This window comes from Terrabacter sp. P2_E3 (assembly GCF_056403915.1).
On the sequence record NZ_JBFUEN010000006.1, the window covers coordinates 174055 to 192851 of the forward strand.

General features: G+C 72.4%; 18 protein-coding genes. 5 read left to right on the forward strand and 13 right to left on the reverse strand.

Going from position 1 to position 18797, the window contains the following annotated elements:
* Positions 1 to 137: 137 nt before the first annotated feature.
* The 6 genes from AC1DW8_RS09840 to AC1DW8_RS09865 all read right to left on the reverse strand — a co-directional run bounded on the left by AC1DW8_RS09840 (position 138) and on the right by AC1DW8_RS09865 (position 5826).
* Entirely contained in the window at positions 138 to 851 is a 714-nt protein-coding gene (locus AC1DW8_RS09840) for an SGNH/GDSL hydrolase family protein (RefSeq protein ID WP_056770576.1), read from the reverse strand.
* 60 nt (positions 852 to 911) lie between these two features.
* Complete coding sequence (locus AC1DW8_RS09845; RefSeq protein ID WP_056824258.1) at positions 912 to 1862, reverse strand: alpha/beta hydrolase; 951 nt, start codon at positions 1860 to 1862, stop codon at positions 912 to 914.
* 124 nt (positions 1863 to 1986) lie between these two features.
* Positions 1987 to 2589: a TetR/AcrR family transcriptional regulator gene (locus AC1DW8_RS09850; protein WP_056770581.1), complete on the reverse strand. Its 603-nt coding sequence runs from the start codon at positions 2587 to 2589 to the stop codon at positions 1987 to 1989.
* Between the two features lie 62 nt (positions 2590 to 2651).
* Positions 2652 to 3956: a phosphotransferase gene (locus AC1DW8_RS09855; protein ID WP_478093647.1), complete on the reverse strand. Its 1305-nt coding sequence runs from the start codon at positions 3954 to 3956 to the stop codon at positions 2652 to 2654.
* 8 nt (positions 3957 to 3964) lie between these two features.
* Positions 3965 to 4405: a DUF6912 family protein gene (locus AC1DW8_RS09860; protein ID WP_056770585.1), complete on the reverse strand. Its 441-nt coding sequence runs from the start codon at positions 4403 to 4405 to the stop codon at positions 3965 to 3967.
* Positions 4405 to 5826 carry a WS/DGAT/MGAT family O-acyltransferase gene (locus AC1DW8_RS09865; RefSeq protein ID WP_056772522.1) on the reverse strand — a complete coding sequence of 474 codons (1422 nt, stop codon included), beginning with the start codon at positions 5824 to 5826 and terminating at the stop codon, positions 4405 to 4407. The genes AC1DW8_RS09860 and AC1DW8_RS09865 overlap by 1 nt, the downstream gene beginning before the upstream one ends.
* Before the next feature lie 40 nt (positions 5827 to 5866).
* Here AC1DW8_RS09865 and AC1DW8_RS09870 point away from each other — a divergent pair, with 40 nt between their 5' ends.
* Both AC1DW8_RS09870 and AC1DW8_RS09875 read left to right on the forward strand, forming a co-directional pair.
* On the forward strand, positions 5867 to 6253 hold the full coding sequence (locus tag AC1DW8_RS09870; protein ID WP_056772524.1) for a hypothetical protein: 387 nt from the start codon (positions 5867 to 5869) through the stop codon (positions 6251 to 6253).
* A gap of 2 nt (positions 6254 to 6255) precedes the next feature.
* Complete coding sequence (locus tag AC1DW8_RS09875; RefSeq protein ID WP_478093650.1) at positions 6256 to 7638, forward strand: hypothetical protein; 1383 nt, start codon at positions 6256 to 6258, stop codon at positions 7636 to 7638.
* Between the two features lie 15 nt (positions 7639 to 7653).
* Here the strand turns inward: AC1DW8_RS09875 and AC1DW8_RS09880 are convergent, their stop codons facing one another.
* Together AC1DW8_RS09880 and AC1DW8_RS09885 are read right to left on the reverse strand one after the other, a co-directional pair.
* Entirely contained in the window at positions 7654 to 9111 is a 1458-nt protein-coding gene (locus AC1DW8_RS09880; RefSeq protein ID WP_478093652.1) for a CpaE/TadZ family protein, read from the reverse strand.
* Complete coding sequence (locus tag AC1DW8_RS09885; protein ID WP_478093654.1) at positions 9108 to 9770, reverse strand: CpaB family protein; 663 nt, start codon at positions 9768 to 9770, stop codon at positions 9108 to 9110. Before AC1DW8_RS09885 ends, AC1DW8_RS09880 begins: the two co-directional genes overlap by 4 nt.
* Before the next feature lie 285 nt (positions 9771 to 10055).
* Here AC1DW8_RS09885 and AC1DW8_RS09890 point away from each other — a divergent pair, with 285 nt between their 5' ends.
* Positions 10056 to 10283 carry a helix-turn-helix domain-containing protein gene (locus tag AC1DW8_RS09890; RefSeq protein ID WP_478093656.1) on the forward strand — a complete coding sequence of 76 codons (228 nt, stop codon included), beginning with the start codon at positions 10056 to 10058 and terminating at the stop codon, positions 10281 to 10283.
* Between the two features lie 20 nt (positions 10284 to 10303).
* Here AC1DW8_RS09890 and AC1DW8_RS09895 read toward each other — a convergent pair whose 3' ends face one another.
* Complete coding sequence (locus AC1DW8_RS09895) at positions 10304 to 10849, reverse strand: hypothetical protein (protein WP_056825617.1); 546 nt, start codon at positions 10847 to 10849, stop codon at positions 10304 to 10306.
* Positions 10850 to 11145: 296 nt separating this feature from the next.
* Between AC1DW8_RS09895 and AC1DW8_RS09900 the strand changes: the two genes are divergently transcribed.
* Both AC1DW8_RS09900 and AC1DW8_RS09905 read left to right on the forward strand, forming a co-directional pair.
* Positions 11146 to 12114 (forward strand): LysM peptidoglycan-binding domain-containing protein, encoded by a 969-nt coding sequence (locus AC1DW8_RS09900; protein WP_478093659.1) that lies wholly within the window; start codon positions 11146 to 11148, stop codon positions 12112 to 12114.
* Positions 12114 to 12653, forward strand: coding sequence for an Rv3235 family protein (locus AC1DW8_RS09905; RefSeq protein WP_056770598.1), 540 nt, complete (start codon positions 12114 to 12116; stop codon positions 12651 to 12653). The genes AC1DW8_RS09900 and AC1DW8_RS09905 overlap by 1 nt, the downstream gene beginning before the upstream one ends.
* 102 nt (positions 12654 to 12755) lie before the next feature.
* Here the strand turns inward: AC1DW8_RS09905 and secA are convergent, their stop codons facing one another.
* The 4 genes from secA to hpf all read right to left on the reverse strand — a co-directional run bounded on the left by secA (position 12756) and on the right by hpf (position 18616).
* On the reverse strand, positions 12756 to 15599 hold the full coding sequence (gene secA, locus AC1DW8_RS09910; RefSeq protein ID WP_056770601.1) for a preprotein translocase subunit SecA: 2844 nt from the start codon (positions 15597 to 15599) through the stop codon (positions 12756 to 12758).
* 203 nt (positions 15600 to 15802) lie between these two features.
* Positions 15803 to 17065, reverse strand: a complete 1263-nt coding sequence (locus AC1DW8_RS09915; protein WP_235509498.1) for a winged helix-turn-helix domain-containing protein — start codon at positions 17063 to 17065, stop codon at positions 15803 to 15805.
* A gap of 78 nt (positions 17066 to 17143) precedes the next feature.
* The gene (locus AC1DW8_RS09920; protein ID WP_020142999.1) at positions 17144 to 17827 is read right to left on the reverse strand and encodes a response regulator; all 684 of its coding nucleotides are present in this window, start codon (positions 17825 to 17827) and stop codon (positions 17144 to 17146) included.
* A 135-nt stretch (positions 17828 to 17962) separates the two neighbouring features.
* Positions 17963 to 18616, reverse strand: a complete 654-nt coding sequence (gene hpf / locus AC1DW8_RS09925) for a ribosome hibernation-promoting factor, HPF/YfiA family (protein ID WP_056770605.1) — start codon at positions 18614 to 18616, stop codon at positions 17963 to 17965.
* Positions 18617 to 18797 lie beyond the last annotated feature (181 nt).

The window sequence follows — 18797 nt, forward strand, 5'->3', positions numbered from 1 at the left end:
ACTCGGGGCCGTGGCGCTGCCGGGGAGCGCCCTGACCCGACCCTGAGCCGCCCCTGACCGACGCCGCCCACCCTCGGGGTGGAGGCGCGGTGCGGTCGGGGTCGGAGTGGGGTCGGAGGCGGGGTGGGCAGGCGCCCTCAGGCGGTGGCGCCCACGGCGTCGTCGACGACGAGCGAGCAGACCTCGCTCGTGGGGTCGGCGACGTCGATGGCCGACAGGAGGGTGAGGGTGAGCTGGTGGTGCCCTCGCGCGCCGGGGTGGAACGTGTCGTCGAGCCAGCCGTCGGGCGCCACCTCCCGGCCCGCGTCGGCCGCGGCCGCCTCCCACGCGGCGGCATGGTCGACGACGAGCACCCCGAGGTCGCGTGCGACCTCGCGCACCGCCTCGGCGTAGAGCGCGATGAGGCGGGGCCCGCGGCCGCCGTCCTCGAGCACCGGCGGGGGCGTCTGGAGCACGACCGTGGCTCCGACGTCGCGGGAGCGCTGGACGATCTGGTCGAGGCGGTAGCGGAAGCCGCGCACGCCGTCCTCCCCCGCCAGGATGTCGTTGGTCCCGAACATCACGAAGACGACGTCGGGCGCGAATCGTCCTGCCCGCCAGTGGAACTCGGGAAGGAGGTCTTCGGTCGTGGCCCCCGACACGCCGGAGTTGATGACGGCGTCCCCACGACGACCGAGCTCACCGCGGACGCGCTCGGCGAAGTGCTCGACGTAGCCGCGGCGGCCGTGCGTGTGCACGACCCCCTGCGTGATGCTGTCGCCGAGGAAGACCCACGTCACGGGTGGTCCGGCGAGGATCTCGCGGAGGCGGTCGGCATCGCGGCGGGCGTACTCGTCAGCGGTGAAGTCCATCCGCGCAAGGTAACAAGGGATGACGCAAGCGCGACTCCCCCGGACCAGCACGTGGGACGGTCAGGCCGCTCCGGCGCGGGCCTGCCGGCCGGTTGCCGATCGGCCGTCGGCGACCGCGTCCGGCCACGGCTGGGGACGGTCGTCGCCGTGCAGGCTGGCCTCCACCGGGAGGCGGTCGACGAAGCGGGCGACGGCTCCCCCGACCGCGGCGTCCGCGAGCACCCGACGATGCCCGAGCCCGGCGGTCGAGAGCAGCTCGGCCCCCGGCCAGGACTGCACGAGGCGCGCCGAGGGCGCGTGCGACACCTCTCGGTCGAGCAGGTCGTGGACGACGAGCAGGTCGGGCCGCTCGGGCCGCTCGAGCGAGGTCGCGATCGTCACGAGGTCGAGCTCGTCGGGCGCGTAGCCGGTGCGGAGGCGGACCCGCTCGACGAGCCGGCGCGTCGTCCGCGCGCCCAGCCCCAGCTCGCTCCGAAGGCGGACGAGCAGGTCGGGTATGCCGCTCGGCGGGGCGATGAGGACGAGCCGCTCCACTGCCACCCAGCCGTCGCGGATCGCCAGCAGTGCGGACAGGGCGCCCATCGAGTGTGCGACGACGGCCCGCGCAGGCCCGAAGCGCGCGGCGACGGCGTCGAGGGAGCGACCGAGCTCGACCGCATCGGAGGAGCCGGAGCCGTGGACCCCCGGGTCCGAGCGGCCGTGACCGAGCCCGTCGAAGGCGACGACCTGCAGGCCCCGGTCGAGCAGGGGCGCGACGAGCGGGGTCAGCTGCTCGAGGGACCCGCCCCAGCCGTGCACGAGGTAGATGACCGGTCCCTCACCCCAGACCCAGCCCCGCACGGAGCGGCCGCGGAGCTCGACCTCGAAGGCCGAGCCGAGCAGCTCCCGGATCGGCGTCGCACCCAAGGGCGTGGCGATCGAGGGTCGGGCCGGGGGCAGTCGGAACCAGAGCCGTTCGGCGACCCGCGCTCCCACGCGAGGTGCGAGCGCTTCGAAGATCCGGAACGCCATGTGAGTGGTGGCGGACTTAATAGACCGATCGTTCGTGCTTTTCTGTGGCGACTGGAGGGCCATGACTGCTCCTTCTGGATGGTGATCGGGACGGGTGGTCCGTGCAGGACCGGATGCGTGGTGGTCAGGCCGAGCGGGCGACGGGCCGGCAGTCGTCGACGAGGCGGTCGAAGGCCCGGCGCGCACGCTCCTCGGCACGACCGTCGCGCATCAACCGACGCGCATGGTGGTGCGCGAGAACGATGCCCTCGAGCTCGTAGGCGAACTGCTCGGCGTCGACGTCGTCGCGGAAGTGCCCCTCGCTCATCGCGGTGCCGACGATGAGGGTGAGGGACTCGAGCTTGTCGCGCTCGGCGCGCACCAGCTCGTCGCGGACCGGGCCCTCCTGGTCGTCGAACTCGCTTGCTGCGTCGACGAAGATGCAGCCGCCGTCGAAGGCGGTGGACTGCCAGGTGATCCAGCGGTCGAAGAACTCGCGCACGCGCGGCTCGCCACGGGGTGTGGCCACGGTCGGACGCATGACGACGTCGGTGAACCGCTCGCGGGCGTGCTGGAGCACCTCGACCTGCAACGCCTCCTTGGAGGCGAAGTGGGCGTAGAGCCCGCTCTTGCTCAGCTTCGTCGCCGCGGCCAGCGTGCCGATGGTCAGCCCACCGAGCCCGACGAGCGACGCGAGCTCGGTGGCCTCGTCGAGGATCGCGGTCCTCGTGCTCTCACCTTTGCCCATGACGTCTATAAAAGCACGATCGTTCGGTCGTGACAAGAGATGAAGTCATGGCACCACGCCCGTCAGGCGCCGCGCCACCGGAGCAGACGGGAGACCACGACCTCGAGGTCGTGTGCGAGCGCACCGGACGGGTCAACGTCCACCGTCTCGGGGTACACGACGTCGCGGTGGGCGTCGAACCACGGCGCGAGCGCCCACCAGGCCCGGGCCCTGGCCCTCGTGTCGTCGTCCACGCCGGACGCCACAGCGTCGGCGAAGGCGATCGATGTCGCGTTGAGCGCCCAGGCGAGGTCGACAGCGGGGTCGGTGACCCGGGCGTCGCCCCAGTCGATGACCCCGGACAGCCGCCCGTCTCGCGCGAGGACGTGCTCGCTCACGAGGTCCCCGTGGCAGAGGGCCTGCTCACCGACGGTCGCCACCCGTTCGAGCAGCGCCTCCGCGGTCGAGCGGTGCTCGGGCGGCAGGAGGGGCAGCACGACGTGCCCGAGCCGCTCCACCCGGACGGTTCGTTCGACGTGGTCGTCCGCTGCCGACGGGCACCCCGCATCGGCCGCGAGGGGAAGCGGGGTGGCGTGCAGCACCTCGAGGAAGGCCGCGAAGACCTCGCCGTCCGCCGAGGTCAGGCGTGCCGGATCGACGGCCTCGCCCACCACGAGGGCGTGCCGCAGCCGCAGCGGCGCACGGTCGAGCACGACCGGGCGGGGCACCTCCACCGGAAGCCCGTCCGCGATCGCCGGGAGCAGGACCGCCTCGGCGAGCAGCGCCGTCTCGACGTCGGGCCGGCGCGCGGTGCGGTCGACCCAGCGCTGTTCCACGAGCGTCGCCACGCTGTCCCAGCCCTGGCGGAGCGGGACCCGGTCGGCATGCCATCCGCGCACGAGGGACGACCACACGGCCACGCTGTCCGGCACGATGCTGTCGACCTCGTCGTCGAACCGGCGCACGAGCTCCTCGACCGTCACCCACTCGCCCCATGACACCTCCTCGGGCTGCCACCGGATCGGGCCGTCCCACGTCACGACGAAGCGGAAGGCCCGGTAGCGCGTGTGCTCGTCGGCGTAGTCCGCCACGCCGAGGGGCTCGAGCGGGACCCCGGCGACACCGAGCTCCTCGTCGACCTCGCGTACCGCGCCCACAGCCGGATCCTCCCCCGCCAGGACGACCCCACCGGCCGCGACGTCGAGCAGACCCGGGTAGACGTCCTTCGTCGTCGTGCGACGGTGGAGGTAGATGCGACCGAGCGGGTCGCGCACGACGATCGACGAGGCCGCGTGACGCAGGTTGCGCGCGCGCATGACCGACCGTGGCGACGATCCCGACACGTGGCCGGCCTCGTCGTAGAGGGCGACCACCTCGTCGTCGGCCATGTCGGGGCTCAGCCGAAGAAGGAACGCACGTCGTCGAGCTCGGTGACGTCGTACCACAGCAGCTCGTCGGCCTCCTCGTCGACGTCGCCGGTCACCTCGTCGTCGACGTGGAACGACGCGACCCGCGAGAGGGGCAGCGGCGCCGTGAGCACGACCTTCGACACGGGCGCACCGTCGCGCGGTGAGACCCACGTGGCGTCCGCGTCGGCGGATGCGACGACGCGACGGTCCGAGCGCACCGACCGCAGCCCGGCCGCAGCCTCGACGGCATCGCTGAAGGCGGCGTACTCGAGGTCCTCGACGTCGAGACCCGGCGCGGCCTGCTCGAGACCCGACGTGACGGCATACGCCGTCCGGGGCGTGCCCGGACCGGCAGCGAGCGCGCCCGCGGTGGCGAGCTCCTCGAGGCCCGCCCGCCCCAGCGGCACGTAGACGCGCACGACCGGCATCAGGACTCCCTCCCACTCGTCAGCTCGGCGAGCGACTCGACGATGGACTGGCCGAGCACGTCGACGTCGGGCATGGCGTCGCGGTCGGCGTTGAGGCCGAAGTAGACCCCGCCGTTGTACGACGTGATGCCGATCGAGAGGGCCTGCCCCTTGGCGAGCGGCGTCACGGGGTAGGTCGAGAGCATCTCGGCGTCTCCGGCGTAGAGCGGCGTCTGCGGGCCCGGCACGTTGGTGATCATGACGTTGTAGAGGCGGCGCGACATCGCGGAGCCGAGACGCGCACCGAGGGCGTGCAGGGTCGGCGGCGCGAACCCCGCGAGGTTGGCGAGCGACGTCGCCCCGACCGCCTGGCCACCCTCCATCTGCTGGCGCATCGCGAACGCGATCTGGTGCAGGCGCATCGAGGCCCCGGGCTCGCCGACCGGGAGGTTGACGACGCAGGCCATGACCTGGTTGGCATACATCCCCGCCGGGTCGTCGCCGTAGATGCTGACCGGCACCATGGCGCGCACCGACGTGTGGGGGCTGACGGCCTCGCCGCGCCCGAGCAGCCACGCCCGGAAGCCGCCCGCGATCGTCGCGAGCACGACGTCGTTGATCGTCACGTCCTCGGCGTACGCGCCGCGGGCCAGCCGCTTGCGCACGAGGCGGTAGTCCTCGAGGTCGGTCGCGATCATGACCCACCGGCGGGCCGAGCCGATCTCGGCGTTGAGGGGCGAGTCGGGCGCGGGACGAGCGGCGGTGCGCGCGACCGTCGAGAGCACCTGGCCGGCAGACTCGACCGCACGCAGGCCGACGTTGAGGGCGTCGTTGAGACCGCCGCGGACGAGGTCGACGACCTGCGTCGGGCGGCGCACCGCGTCGATGACGGCACCCGTGACGAGCTCGACCGACGACGGCGACCGGCTCGGCTCCCACGGCGGCACGACGTCGTCCTGGTCCTCACCCTTGACGGCGTCGACGATGACGTGCGCGATGTCGAGGGCGTTGACGCCGTCGATGAGCGCGTGGTGGGTCTTCGTGACGATGGCGAACCGACCGTCGTGCAGGCCCTCGACGAGGTAGACCTCCCACAGCGGGCGGGTGCGGTCGAGCTTGCGCGGCTGGACCCGGGCGACGAAGTCCTGCAGCTGCCGGTCGCTGCCCGGACGCGGCAGGCCGGCGCGACGCACGTGGTAGCCCATGTCGAAGGCCTCGTCGTCGACCCAGACGGGGTTGCCGATCCGGCCCGGGACGTCGCGCACCTTCTGCCGGAAGCGCGGGATCGCCCCGATCCGGCTCTCGATGATGCGGACGAGCTGGTCGTAGTCGAAGCCGTCGCGAGGAGGCTGGAAGACCATGACCGACCCGACGTGCATCGACGTGGTGGACTCCTCGAGGTAGAGGAACGACGCGTCGAGCGAGGTCAGGCGGTCAGACATGCTCACACTCTGCCAGACGCCCTTGCTTAGGATCGTGGCCATGCGTACGTTTCGCGCCCTGCCGTATGCCGTCTGCGTCCTCGCGCTCGTCGGTGCCGCCGCCTGCTCGTCCGGCACCCCCGATCCCGGACCGGGCGGCAGCACCGGCGTCGTCTCGACGGGCAGCGTCAAGCGCCTCGAGGTGACCGTCACCGGGACGACCGTGACGCCCGCCCCGGCGCAGGTCGACCTGCCGATCGGCTCGACGCTCGAGCTCGTCGTGACGAGCGACCACGACGACGAGCTGCACGCCCACGGCTTCGACGTCGAGGCGACGCTCAAGGCCGGCACCCCGACGACCCTGCGCCTCACCGGCACCGAGGCCGGCCTCTACGAGGTCGAGACCCACGAGCCGGCCCTGACCCTGCTCACGGTCGCTGTCCGCTGACCGTGGCGTCCCTCCCGGCCGCCCTCGCTTCCGCCCTCCCATCAGCCCTCACTCCGGGCTCCGTCCCGGCTGTCGTCCCCGCCCACGGCGTCGGTAGCCGCGGCGACCTTCCCCTGCCGTTCACCGCCCTCGTCATCGCGGCGGTCGCGGCGCTCGTCATCTCGTTCGTCGCCATCAGCACGCTGTGGCGCGAGCCGCGGCTGCGCGACACCGACGGGGTGCTGTTGCCCGGGCCCGTCGCCGCCGTGCTGGACTCGCGCTGGCTGCGCGTCGTGGCCCGCGTCCTGGCCGGCATCGTCACGGTGTGGACGCTGGCGGCGCTCGTGTTCGGCCCCGACTCGGCCCGCAACCCGGTGCCCCACGTCGTCTACGTGTGGCTGTGGGTGGGCCTCGCCTTCTCCTCGATGCTCCTCGGCCCGGTCTGGCGGGTCATCAACCCGCTCCGCGCGCTCCACGCCGGCCTGCTCCGACTTGCCCGTGTCTCGCCCGACCTCGCGGCCCTGTCCTACCGCTGGGGCCTGTGGCCCGCGGCCCTCGGGCTCGGGACCTTCACGTGGGTAGAGCTCGTCGCCGAGGACAACACGTCGCTGGGCTTCCTCCGCGTCCTCGTCGCCGGCTTCTTCGCCGTGTCGCTGCTGGGTGCGGCCGTCTTCGGCCGCACGTGGTTCGACCACGCCGACCCCTTCGAGGCGTGGTCACGGCTGCTCGGCCTGCTCTCACCGCTCGGCCGGCGCCATGACGGGCGCTGGGTGCTGCGGACCCCGCTGCACGGCGTCAACGGCCTGCGTGGCCAGCGGGGCCTCGTGCCCACGGTCGCCGTCATGCTCGGCGGGACGGCATACGATGGCTTCTCGGCCAACCTCTCGTGGGCGACGTTCGTCCAGTCCTCGCCCCTGCCGTCGGCACTGCTCCGGACGGCCACCCTCCTCGCCTTCTTCGGCTTCGTGGCCGTGACGCTCTGGCTGGCCTCGGTCGTGTCGGTGAGGCTCGCCGGTGAGCCCGTCTCCCGCTCGTTCTCCTTCGTCAGTGACATCGCGCCGTCGCTGATCCCCATCGCCGGCGGGTACGTCATCGCGCACTACTGGTCGCTCTGGGTCTACCAGGGGCAGTTCGCGTGGCGGCTGCTCACCGACCCGCTCGGAACGGGTGCCGACCTGCTCGGGACTGCCGACCTCACCCCGAACGACCTGCTCATCCAGCCGACGCTCGTCGCGACGATCCAGGCCGTGAGCATCGTCGTCGGGCACCTGCTCGGCGTCCTCGCCGCCCACGAGCGGGCGATCACCGTCCTCGACCGTCGCGCCGCGGTCATCGGTCAGGTCCCGCTCATGGTGGTCATGGTCTTCTACACGCTCGGTGGCCTGACGATCCTCTTCGCGCCCTGACCGGACGCCGTGCGCTCAGGCGCCGACGGCACTCGACGACCGGCGCCCATGATCACGGCGGCGGCCACGCCGTCTCCGCTCGCGAGGCTCGGGCGGCGCCACCGTCCACGGCAGCAGACCGGTCGCGAGGTCGGCCACCGCACGACGGACGGGCGAGTCCGGCGCGTGCTCGACGACCGAGCGCCCAGCGAGCAGGGCCGCGTCGACGGCGGTGGCGTCGTCGGGCACGAACCGCACCGACGCGAGCCCGGCGAACCGCAGGAGCGAGTCGGCGATGCGGGACTGGGGACGGGACCCGACCGCGCCGCTGCGCACCCGGTTGACGACGGGCACCGGCTCGCCGGACGGCACCGTGCCGAGCTCCTGGAGACCCCGGACGAAACGCTGGAGCGCGACCGGGTCGGCGCCGCCCACCGCGACGACGAGGTCGGAGGCGGCCAAGGAGGTCAGCGTGGCCTCGTTGCGTCGCGGGGCCACGGTGTCGTAGCTGAGCTCCTCGTCGTCCTCGAGGCAGAAGCCGCAGTCGACGACGACGACCTGCACGAGCGACCGGCTCAGCTCGAGGACCCTCTCGAGCGCCGCGGCGCGCACCTCGGGCCACCGCTCGGCCTTGGGCAGGCCCGTCAGCACGCGGAGTCCCGGGACGACCACCGGGGCGAGGCGCGCGAGCGCGGACAGGTCGAGCAGGCCCTGGTCGGCCGCACGGCACGCCGCCGCCACGCCCGGCGCCTCGTCGAGCAGCCCGAGGGTCTGCGCCACGCAGCCCCCGTAGGTGTCGGCGTCGACGAGCAGCACCTCGACGCCACGGCCGGCGACCTCCGCAGCCAGGGTCGTCGCGACGGTCGTGCGACCGGGCGCGCCGGTGGGTCCCCAGACCGCGATGACCGACGCACGCTCGGGGACGGGCCGCGAACCTGTCACTCGCCCCGCGGCCGCGTCGTCGCCGGACGGGTCGTCGGCATCGCGCGAGCCGACGTGCTCACGGCCTGCGGCGATGCCACCGGAGCCAGCAGGACGCCACCCCGCGTCACCGTCGGTCGATTCCTCAGGGTGGTCGGGCGCGGACTGCTGGCCGGCGCCGACGCCGGCATCGCCGCTCAGGGCCGCCTCGAGGTCGTCGGATGCGCCCCATCCCTCCTGCAGCGACACCTCCCACCGGTCGGTCCCCGCGTCGACGGGAAGCGTCACCGTGATCGTCAGCTGTCGCAGGCGGCGCTCGGCGGGCTCGTCGTCGGCGGGGTGCACCCCGATCACGCGGATCCGGTTGGCGCGCAGGCGATTCACGACCGCGAGGTCGAGGCCGCGCAGGTCGGAGGAGACAACGGCAGTGTCGCCCAGACCCGCGTCGGCCACCGACAGCAGCTCGGACACGTCGGCACACCGCCGCGTCACGGTCACGTCACGCAGACCCTCGAGGGTCGTCGCGACCGACGACTCCCACTGGTGGCTGAGAGCGGTCAGGACCTCGGTCATGCGCCGCCGCCGGTGACCGCCCCGACGGAGGGGACGAGGGTCAGCTTCGCCTCGCCGTCCACGGCCTCGACGAGCGGCTGGACCTTGTCGGCCGGCACGTAGATCTGCACCGACGTCATCGAGCCCGCGCCGAAGCCACCGCTGCTCGTCATCACCGCAGCCACCGCGGCGGACTCGAGGACCTTCTTCGTCGGGGTGGTGGCCGCGTCCCTCGTCGTCGGGGCCTTGGGCGTGACGAAGACGTCGACGCGGCTCCCCCGTGCCAGGCCGGTCGTCGACATCGCGTCGGCGCGGACCGTGACCCGTTGCACGGCGACGGCATCGGCATCGCCGACGGCGGACACGGGCACCAGCTCGCCCGCGCGCACGTCACGGACCATGAACGAGCCGGTCGGCGCCGGGGCGTCGGCGGCGAGGTAGGCGTTCATCCCGTCGGCGAGTCGCACGTCGGCGCGCACGAAGGAGGCCTCCTCGACCTCGTCACCGGCCACGAGGTTGCCCGCCGCGACCCACACCGGGACGCGGTCGTCGGCGCTGGCGACGGCCTTGGCCCCCAGCGTCGCGGCGACGACGACGAGCAGCACACCGACGACGAGGCGGCTGTCACGCCAGGACGGACGTTGCAGGCGCTTGGCGCTGGGACTGGCCAGCTCGGTCATGTGGGCCCCCTGTGGTCCGCTCGGCGATGGCTGGACGCCCGTCGCACGACACCGGACGGACGCGGCAACATCTTGCATCAACCGGGCGCACACCGCCCGTCAAGGTGCACAGCTGGGGACGACGGACGATGACGACGGCACGGATCCCTAGGATGGAGCCGTTCCCTGCCCTCGACCCACGAGCCCGTGCCGGAGTCGGGTGGCACCGGCCGTGTCCGGACGCGCCGCGGGGGGTACGGGTGTGGTCGAGGCCGTCGCCAGACGGTGCCCAGAGGAGGAGTCAACGTGGCCCAGCGGTTCCTGCAGCTCGCCGAGGTGTCGGAGATCCTCAACATCTCCTCCGCCCAGGCGTACGCCCTCGTGCGCTCCGGGGAGCTGCCGGCCATCAAGATCGGTGGCCGGGGCCAGTGGCGCGTCGAGGCCACGGAGCTCGAGAGCTACATCCAGCGGATGTACGCCGAGACGAAGTCGTTCGTGCAGGCGCACCCGTTCGGCGGCTCTGCCGAGGAGTGAGGCCACCCCGGTCCCGGCTCTCAGAGCCGGCGGACCGAGCCCAGTGACCAGAAGGGCACGAGCGTCCGCCCGGTGACGTTGGCCGCTCGTCGGGCCTCGTCGGCCGCGTGCTCGGCGATCTCGAGGTGGTCGGACGCCACGACGTCGATGGTCCCCGTCGATGCGTGCCCGTCCACATCCACGACCTCCACGACGGCGCGGTCGCGGCTCACCGCCCGTAGGGCCGCCCCCAGGCCGAACCTCCGGGCCACGACGGAGGGCGTCCGAGCCCCCGGCGCCAGTCCCGACACCGCGCGGACCGCAGGCAGAGCCACGAGGACCGGCCGTCCCGGCGCGGTCTCGACGAGTGCCCAGTCCGGCCCCACGTCGACGAGCCGACCCGTGAGCACGCGGTCGCGCACCCGCAGCCCCACGTGCGTCGCACCGACGTTCGCGAGCAACCGCGTGTGCAGGTCGAGCAGCGCGCGCTCGCGCCGGGTGCGGTCGGCGACCTCGGCCTCTAGCTCCCGCACGTCGTCCAGCGCGAGCTGAGCCTCAAGGTCGTCGAAGAGCCGGTCCCAGCGCATGCGCACACCCTCCCCTGCCCCGACGTCGCGGGCCACCCGGCGATTCTTGACCAACACCATACTTGACCAAACACAAGCAAACTGCATTGAATGAAGCCATGGACAGGGGATTGCAGCCAGCACAGGGACACGGAGCGGGAGCACGCAGGGCCGCCCGACGAGACGACGAGAGCGGCCGCGCAGCCAGGCCTCTCCCTGCTCAGCGGCATCGGACAGGCCTGGACGGCCCGCGCCTGCGCGAGGTCGGGGCCGGCGCCGTCGGGCTGGCCGTCGCCGTCATCACCCTGCTGACTCTCGTGACGGTCGCACGGCGGGGCAGCCACACTGCTGACACCGCCCGGCCGGACGACGTCCTCCTTCTCGTTCTCGCCTGGATGGGCGTCCTGCTCGCCGCGTGGCTCGCGCTCGGGTGCCTGTTCGCCGTCGCCTCCCTCCTTCCGGGTGCAGCAGGACGGGTGGCCAGCGAGGTCGCCGACCATGTCACCCCGACCGCGGTGCGCAAGGTGCTGACCCTCGTCCTCGGCGCGTCGGTCGGCTCGGTGGCCCTGCCCCCGGCCCCCGTCTCGAGTGCCGGCTCCGCTCCGACGGCACGCGGCGCCGGTGTTCAGGCGTCGTCCGCCGAAGGGGCCTCCGCACCGGACCTGACGCCCGGGTACACACCCACCGAGCTGACGCCGGGCTACACACCGTCCGCCGGGTCCGCCGGGTCCGCCGGGTCCGCCGGGTCCGCCGGGTCCGCCGGGTCGGCTGGGTCTGCCAGCCCGACCCTGTCGCTCCACTCGCAGCCCGCCGACCTTCCCGAGCTCCCCGTCGATCCGGGCCACTCCCCCACCCCAGGCACGCAGCAGGGCGTCGCGGCACCTGCGTCCCCGAGGCCGCCGGACGGGCCCGGCTACCTCCCGACGCAGCCCGTGCCGGTGCTCGACGCGGACCGGTCGCAGCTCATGGCCCAGCCCCCGCGTCCCGCCGCATCGGCCCACGACCTCGTCACGGTGCGCCGTGGCGACTCGCTCTGGACGATCGCCGCCCGACACCTCGGTCCGGGCGCCTCCGACGCACAGATCTCCCGCGAGTGGCCGAGGTGGTATGCCGCCAACCGCGACGTCGTGGGTGAGGACCCCGACGTGATCATGCCGGGGGTGCAGCTGCGTCCGCCCTCGAGCGCCCCGTCAGGGCCGGACAAACCTGAGTCCCACGCAGCCGTGCCACGGCCGTCCAGCGCCGGCGCCGGCGACAGGGTCCCCGCAGAGCAGGGAGCCCGGTGATGACGCGAGCGACCACCACACCCGGCCAGACCGGCACCTCCACCCGCGACGGCTTCACCGTCCGGCGCATCCCCCAGACGGCGCCTCGGATCATCAGCGCCGACGAGGCCTGGCACGGGGAGCCGCCCTACGCCCAGGACGCCCTCGCCCTCGACTTCTTCGGCGCGCGCGACGACGAGGACTTCGGCCGGCAGCCGACCCGCACGAGCCTGCTCCCCGAGCCGGCCCCGCTCGTGGGCCGCCTGGCGCAGGCTATCGTCGAGGTCGTCTCCGGCCAGCGCCCCGCTCCCCAGCTCATCCGGCACACGGCGCCGACGATCTACTCGGTCATCGCCAGGCAGGCCATGGTCGCCGGCCGGCGTCGCACCCCCGGCCCACGCCGTTCGGCCGTCGTGCGTCGCGTGCGCGTGTGCGAGCCGGCCGACGGCATCGTCGAGGCCTGCGCCGTCGTCGTGTCGCACGGGCGAGTCCGGGCCTTGGCCCTGCGGCTCGAGGGCCTCGACGGGCGGTGGCTCGTCACGGCGCTCACCATCGGCTGACCGCGCGCGTCATCCGCGGCCGCGCACCCGGCATACGACCTCGGGTGGGGGTGCAGACGGCCCGGGCTCCCTCAGGGGCCCGGGCCGTCGTCCGTCGCTGCGTCAGCGGCGCTTGCGCTTGACCTTCTTGCCGCGACGGTCGGCCTTGCGCTCGACCGTCTGCTGGCCGCCGGTCTCGACGGCGCGGCCGTCCTCGCCGGGGGCGGTGTAGTGCAGGGCGGCCGGGCGCTGCGACTCGGGGTCGAGGTCGACGCCGGAGACGCGCACGCCGGAGCCGAACGGGCGGCGTCCAGCGGCCGCGGCCTCAGCCTCCTCGTCCGTCTCGCCGTTGCGGGCGGCGGCACCGGTCGCGTCGTCAGCGACGTGACCGGCGGCGGCGAGCCCGCCGACGAGGTCCCCGACCGACATCGGCGCGGCGCCGACGGGAGCGGCGGCGGCCTCGGGCAACTGCACCTCGACGGAGAAGAGGTGGCTCACCGACTCCTCCTTGATGGCCTCCATCATCGCCTCGAAGAGCTGGAAGCCCTCGCGCTGGTACTCGATGAGCGGGTCGCGCTGGGCCATGGCCCGCAGGCCGATGCCCTCCTGGAGGTAGTCCATCTCGTAGAGGTGCTCGCGCCACTTGCGGTCCAGGACCGACAGGACGACCCGGCGCTCGACCTCGCGCATCGTCTCCGCGCCGAGCGTCTCCTCACGCTGGTCGTACGCGTGGTGCGCGTCGGACATCAGCTGCTCGCGGAGCAGGTCCGCGGTGATCGCCTGGCGACCGCCCGCCATGTCCTCGACCTCCTCGATGGTGACCGAGACGGGGTAGACCTGGCGCATCGCGTCCCAGAGCTTCTCGAGGTCCCAGTCGGCCGCGAAGCCCTCGGCCGTGGCCGCGTCGACGTAGGAGCCGACGACGTCGTTGACGAACAGCCGCAGCTGCTCGTGGAGGTCCTCCCCCTCGAGCACCGCGCGGCGCTCGTCGTAGATGACCTGGCGCTGGCGGTTCATGACGTCGTCGTACTTGAGGACGTTCTTGCGGATCTCGTAGTTCTGCGCCTCGACCGAGCCCTGGGCCTTCTGGATCGAGTTCGTGACCATCTTGGACTCGATCGGCACGTTGTCCTCCATGCCGGCGGTCTGCATGAAGCGGTCGACGAGCCCGGCGTTGAACAGGCGCATGAGGTCGTCGTTGAGCGAGAGGTAGAAGCGCGACTCACCCGGGTCACCCTGACGGCCGGAGCGACCGCGGAGCTGGTTGTCGATGCGCCGCGACTCGTGGCGCTCGGTGCCGAGGACGTAGAGGCCGCCGAGCTCGGTGACCTCCTCGTGCTCGGCCGCGACGTCGCGCTCGGCCGTGGCGAGCGCCTCGTCCCACGCGGCTTCGTACTCCTCCGGCGTCTCGTGCGGGTCGAGGCCGCGACGCTTCAGCTCGGCGACGGCCCGGAACTCGGAGTTGCCGCCGAGCATGATGTCGGTGCCTCGACCGGCCATGTTGGTCGCGACGGTGACGGCGCCCTTGCGTCCCGCGTCGGCGACGATCGCGGCCTCGCGCTCGTGCTGCTTGGCGTTGAGGACCTCGTGCTTGATGCCGCGCTTCTTCAGCTGCTGCGAGAGGTACTCGCTCTTCTCGACCGACACGGTGCCGACGAGGACGGGCTGGCCGACGGCGTACTTGTCGGCGATGTCGTCGACGACGGCGTCGTACTTGGCGACCTCGGTCCGGTAGACGAGGTCGGCCTGGTCCTTGCGGACCATCGGGCGGTTCGTCGGGATCGGGATGACGCCGAGCTTGTAGATCGAGTTGAGCTCGGCGGCCTCGGTCTGGGCCGTGCCCGTCATGCCCGAGAGCTTGCCGTACATGCGGAAGTAGTTCTGCAGGGTGATCGTGGCGAGCGTCTGGTTCTCGTTCTTGATCTCGACGCCCTCCTTCGCCTCGATGGCCTGGTGCATGCCCTCGTTGTAGCGGCGGCCGGGGAGCATGCGGCCGGTGTGCTCGTCGACGATGAGGATCTCGCCGTTCATGACGACGTAGTCCTTGTCCTTCTTGAACAGCTCCTTGGCCTTGATGGAGTTGTTCAAGTAGCCGATGAGCGGCGTGTTGACCGTGTCGTAGAGGTTGTCGATGCCGAGGAGGTCCTCGACGCGCGCGATGCCGGACTCGAGGACGCCGACGGTGCGCTTCTTCTCGTCGACCTCGTAGTCGCCGCGTCCGTCCTCGCCGCGGTTGAGTCGGGCCGCGATGCGGGCGAACTCGACGTACCACTTCGTCGCGAGGTCGGCCGGGCCGGAGATGATGAGCGGCGTGCGCGCCTCGTCGATGAGGATCGAGTCGACCTCGTCGACGATGCAGAAGTTGTGGCCGCGCTGGACGAGCTCGGCGGGGTCCCACGCCATGTTGTCGCGGAGGTAGTCGAACCCGAACTCGTTGTTCGTGCCGTACGTGATGTCCTTGGCGTACTCGGCGCGCCGCTGCTCGGGCGTCATCTGGCTGAGGATGCAGCCGGTCTCCATGCCGAGGGCTCGGTGGACGCGGCCCATGAGCTCGGACTGGTACTCGGCGAGGAAGTCGTTGACCGTGATGACGTGAACGCCCTTGCCCGACAGGGCGTTGAGGTAGCTCGGGAGCGTCGCGACGAGGGTCTTGCCCTCACCGGTCTTCATCTCGGCGACGTTGCCCATGTGCAGCGCCGCGCCGCCCATGACCTGGACGTCGAAGTGCCGCTTGCCGAGGGTGCGCTTGCTCGCCTCGCGGACGGCGGCGAACGCCTCCGGCAGCAGCATGTCGAGGGTCTCGCCCTTGTCGAGGCGCTCGCGGAAACCCTTGGTCTCGTCGCGCAGCTCCTCGTCGGTGAGCTTCTCGAAGTCGGCCTCGAGGGCGTTGACCTGCTTGGCGATGCCCTGGAGCTTCTTCAGGGTCCGGCCTTCGCCGGCGCGAAGCAGCTTCTCGATGACGGCCATCTGGTGATCTCACTCCCGACTGAACGTGTGGACTCGCCCGGTGGGCGGGCTCCATCGCCCGTGATGGGTCACGGGACCCGCCTAGGCTAGCCGCCTTCCGGACACAACGACCAACGCATCGGCGCGCGGCCCGGTTCCGACACCGTGGGCAGCCCGGTCCGCGCCGGTGCCCGAGGGCGTATGCCGGGTGCCCCGGGACGCGCTCAGCCGCCCGCGGCGGCGCCCGTCGGGTCGACGGCCTGGTCGACCCCCTGGTCGAGGGCCTGGTCGACGGGCAGGTCGACGCGACCGAGCCCGAGCCAGGCGGCCATCGACTCGAGGTTGGCGAGCAGGGCCGGGCGCGCCTCGGCGGGCGCCCCGGGTTCCCACGTGACGCGGTGGCAGCGCAGCACGCCGGCGACGCGGTCGGCCTTGAGGTCGCACCGGGCCACGAGGGCGTCTCCGTGGAGGAAGGGCAGGACGTAGTAGCCGTGGACGCGCTTCTCGGCGGGTGTGTAGATCTCGATGCGGTAGTGGAAGTCCCAGAGGGCGTGGATGCGCTCGCGCTGCCAGACGAGCGAGTCGAAGGGGCTGAGCAGGGCCTCGGCGTGGACGCGTCGCGGCAGCCGGGCCTCGGCGTGCAGCCAGGCCGGCTTCCAGCCCGGCACGGTGACCGGGATGAGCTCGCCGTCGGCGACGAGTCGGGCGATGGCCGGGCGGGCGTCCTCGCGCCTGATCCGGAAGTAGTCGGCGAGGCACAGCTCGGTGCCGACGCCGTGGGCGCGGGCGGCGATGCGGACGAGCTCGAGATAGCGGTCGGGGTCGGCCTCCGGTCCGGGACGGTCGATCCAGGCCTCGCGCAGCGGCGGCGGCGCGGTGGCCGCGAGTGCGGCATACCGGCGCTCGAACTGGGACGTGCGCCCTGCCGAGCTGATCCGTCCGGCCCAGAAGAGGTACTCGAGGGCCTGCTTGACGTCGGACCAGTTCCAGCCCCAGTGGTCGGTGCGCCGGGGCTGGTCGTGCGCGAGCGCGACCTCGACCTCGCGCGCGGTCATCGGGCCGCGGGCCTCGACCTCGGCCCGGACGAGGTCGACGTAGTCGGGGCGCTCCTCGAGGATGCGCCGCATGCCGCCCCACGCCTTCTCGGCGGCCGCGCGCATGCGGAAGTCGAGCAGCGGCCACGTCGACGGCGGGACGAGGCTCGCCTCGTGGGCCCAGTACTCGACGAGGCGTCTCGGGGCGCGGTCGCGGGCCCGGTCGAGCAGCGCCGGGTCGTAGGGCCCCAGCCGGGAGAAGAACGGGAGGTACTGGCTGCGGGCGAGCACGTTGACGCTGTCGATCTGGACGACCCCGACGCGGTCGACGACGCGCTGGACGTGGCGCATCGTCGCGGTGAAGGGCTCGGGGCGGGGGTCGAGGAAGCCTTGGGCGGCGATGGCGGTGCGGCGCGCCTGCGCTCGCGTCATCCGGCGCGTGGCAACGGTCATGGACGGTGCTCCTGGGCGTCTCGGCCCGGTCGGTCGTGGTGGGTCGTGGTGCTCGCGGTCGGTCGGCGGCAGTCGGGGTCAGTCGGGGTCGATGAGCCGCTGGCGGACGGCATACATCGCCGCCTCCATGCGCGAGTGCATCTGCAGCTTGTCGAGGATGTTGCGGATGTGGTTGCGCACGGTGTTCTCGGAGATGAACAGCTCGGCGCCGATCTCACGGTTGAGCTTGCCCTTGGCGACGCTGCGGAGGATCTCGAGCTCGCGGTGGGTCAGCCGCGGCAGCTCCAGCCCCGGCGTGGGCGCGGGCGGCACGTCCTTCTGGCTGATCGCCTTGAACTCCTCGAGCAGCTTGGACGCCATGAGGGGCGAGAGGAGCGACTGGCCCTGGAAGACGCTGCGGATGCCGGCCGCCACCTCCTCGGGAGGCACGTCCTTGAGGAGGTAGCCGTTGGCCCCGGCCCGGACGGCCTCGAAGAGGTTGGCCTCGTCGTCGGAGCTCGTCAGCATGAGGATGCGCGCCGAGGGCACCCGCTGCTTGATGACCCGGCACGCGTCGATGCCTCCGCGCTTGGGCATGCCGACGTCCATGACGATGACGTCGGGGAGGATCTCCTCGGCCTGGTCGACCGCCTCGATCCCGTCGGCCGCCTCACCGACGACCTCGATGCCGTCCTCCGTCGACAGGACGGTCTGCAGACCCCGACGGTAGAGGGCGTGGTCGTCGACGATGAGGACACGGATGACGTCGGGGGGCGGGTTCACGCCTCCATCTTGGCCCAGACCACGGACACGCCGCCCGATGGACGGCCCGCATCGGCGCGGCGCGGTCCGGACGCCCGTCGGGGCGCCCCCTGGACGGGGACGCCCCGACGCCATCGACGTCCGGGGAGCAGGGGATCAGCCCGTGGCGGCGACGGCGGCGTCCGCGTCGGTCTCGAGGTGCAGCACCCCGTAGCTCCAGCCACGGCGCCGGTAGACCACGCTCGGGCGATCCGTGTCTGCGTCGTGGAAGAGGAAGAAGTCGTGTCCGACGAGCTCCATCTGGTTGACCGCGTCCTCGAGCGACATGGGCGCGGCCGTGTGGATCTTCTCGCGGACCTCGATGGGTGAGTTGCCGAGCGCACCGAAGCGCTCGAGGTCGTCGACCCGACCGTCACCGGCGTCGCCGGCTGCGGAGTCGTCGGCAGCCGCGCCGTTCGCCGAGGCGTCGATGCGGGCGGTCGCCTGCGCGACCGACTCGGGGATGCGTCGTCCGCGACTGACCTTGCGCTTGTCGTGCACCCGCCTCAGGCGGTCCATGAGCTTGTCCACGGCCGCGTCGAGAGCGGCGTACTTGTCGTCGAGACAAGCCTCCGCCCGGATCACGGGACCCTTGGCGTGGCACGTGATCTCGACCTTCTCGGACCCACGGGCGACCCGCTCGTGGGTGACGACGACGTCGATGCGGTGCACCTTGGGGGCGAGCGCGGGCACCTTGGCCAGTCGCTCGTCGAGCTGCTCACGGAATCGGTCGGGGATCTGGACGTGGCGTCCAGTGACGACGATCTCCACGGTTCCTCCTTGATCGCGCACATCTTCTTCGTGCGGGCAGTGAGAGTGTTTCCGGGCCTCTGGTCACCTAGGACGGGCCCGCGGTCGACGCGGCACCACCCCTTCCTGTCGATCACGTCCCCGAGGGCGGCCGGCAGGCCGTTCCCCGTGGGACGGGGGTCCATGACTCGACACTACTGGG